Below are 2,130 nucleotides of genomic sequence, written 5' to 3' on the forward strand. Positions count from 1 at the left end.
AAATGCAAGCCTGATCACCCACAAAGCAAAAGCCGCAATCGCTGCAATTTCTGCCATTGTGCCGATTTTCTTGTAAAGCTCACTCATCAAGTCCGTTTCTCCAGTTATGAACCCGAGAACAAACATGATGGCAAAGATAGTGATCAAGGCTGTTCCGCCGAATTTTACAATTCTTGCAAATAATTTCTGTGTCATCGTTACACCACCAAGGTTAAATGTATGCACATATAATTCCCATTCAACAAAAAAAGCATGAGGCTCAAACCTTTGGAAGGTTGTCCTATGCCCATTATACTCCCTTGTGTATTTAACATCTAATTTAAGCAGTTGATCATATACTAAAACTCTCTGTTAACAGTAGTGAAAAACAGCAATAAGCCTACGAATTTTTGAAATGTTATTTAAGTTACTACTTCGATTTTTCAATAAGTTAGGTTAAAATGATATCGAAATTCGTTATTGATTTTCTCCATTAAAGAAAGAAAAATTTCCATAGAGGATGTACGATGAGCTGACATAGATCAATATACTTTTACCAAGAGGAGATTAAAAAGTGAAACTTGCTCAAACTTCAGAAAAAAAGAGTGAATCAACTCTCCTGGAAATCCTGCTGGTATCAACCAGATTAGGGCTGACCTCATTCGGCGGTCCGGTTGCCCATTTAGGCTATTTCCATGAAGAATATGTCCGCCGCAGAAAATGGATGGACGAAAAAAGCTATGCGGATTTGGTAGCATTATGCCAGTTCCTCCCCGGTCCTGCGAGCAGCCAGGTGGGCATCGGCGTTGGGTTGATGCGCGGCGGGCTGCTAGGCGGTCTGCTGGCATTCATCGGTTTTACCCTTCCTTCGGTATTGGCTCTTATTTTATTCGCGCTTATCCTCCAGGGGTTTGGTATTGCAGATGCGGGCTGGATTCATGGCCTGAAAATCGTGGCTGTCGCTGTTGTCGCGCATGCAGTAATAGGGATGGCACAAAAACTGGCTCCTGATCTGCCGAGAAAAACTATTGCATTATTTGCGTTAGCGGCAACTTTGCTATGGCAAACAGCCTTCACACAAGTAGGCGTGATTATCATATCTGGAATAATAGGATATTTTATGTTCAAATCACATATTGCCGAGGATGACTCAAGGATGCATTTCCCCATCTCCAAAGGCGTTGGATTTGTGTCACTCGGGCTGTTTTTCGTATTGCTCATCCTCCTTCCTATCCTAAGGGAAGCTACATCACTGAACTGGATTGCGATGTTCGATAGCTTTTACCGATCCGGTTCGCTCGTTTTTGGCGGAGGGCATGTCGTCCTTCCACTGCTTGAACGCGAATTCGTTCCAACAGACTGGCTTAGCGAGGAAGCATTTTTAGCAGGATACGGAGCCGCACAGGCAGTCCCGGGACCATTGTTTACATTTGCCGCCTATATCGGGGCTGTGATCAATGGCTGGAAAGGCGGGCTGCTAGCGACAGCGGCTATCTTCCTCCCCGCTTTCCTGTTGATCCTTGGTACATTGCCATTCTGGGACACTTTGCGCCGCAATAGCAAAATCAGCAGAGCGCTGATGGGTGTGAACGCAGCTGTGGTTGGCATTTTGATCGCTGCATTTTATCAGCCAATCTGGACAAGCTCGATTCTCGCCCCGATTGACTTTGTATTCGCAGCGATCCTGTTCAGCATGTTAGTCTATTGGAAGCTTCCGCCGTGGGTCATAGTCGTGACTGGAGCTGTTGGCGGACTGCTATTGTCGATGATATTTTAGAATGGCTTAGATAAGTTTTTCAGTTGTGCAAACCCTCTAATCTTGCATAGTAATATAAAGAGGTGAAGAAATATGTGCTTTCCGAACAATGCCATCGAGCAGCAGGCATATCGATTTACCGAAAAGATTCATAACAGCTCCTTATATAAAATAGTGCGAATTGAGTTGATCGGAAGATATGTGGACCTTGATTCGGGAACACCTCTTGATGAACAGCTGAATTCTGGAGAGCACCTGCCATTAATTAAGAATGTAATTTTAGAAGATCACTTCGGGAAGCAGTATAAAATAGAGCCTAATGTGTTTGGACTTAAATTTGCTTTTGGGGAACTGACATATAGGCAATATGTTTACTTGAGAAAAACTGAATCCAG

3 protein-coding genes are annotated in these 2,130 nt (G+C 43.8%); 2 read left to right on the forward strand and 1 reads right to left on the reverse strand.

Going from position 1 to position 2,130, the window contains the following annotated elements:
* Positions 1-195, reverse strand: a 195-nt coding sequence (locus tag WB217_RS00145) for a hypothetical protein (protein WP_423989494.1), incomplete at its 3' end; no start/stop codon positions are given.
* A gap of 358 nt (positions 196-553) precedes the next feature.
* Between WB217_RS00145 and chrA the strand changes: the two genes are divergently transcribed.
* Positions 554-1,756, forward strand: coding sequence for a chromate efflux transporter (gene chrA, locus WB217_RS00150; protein WP_423989496.1), 1,203 nt, complete (start codon positions 554-556; stop codon positions 1,754-1,756).
* 72 nt (positions 1,757-1,828) lie between these two features.
* On the forward strand, positions 1,829-2,130 hold a 302-nt coding region (locus tag WB217_RS00155; protein WP_423989498.1), incomplete at its 3' end, for a hypothetical protein.

It is taken from the genome of Mesobacillus sp., assembly GCF_049588175.1.
Classification (GTDB): domain Bacteria; phylum Bacillota; class Bacilli; order Bacillales; family Cytobacillaceae; genus Mesobacillus.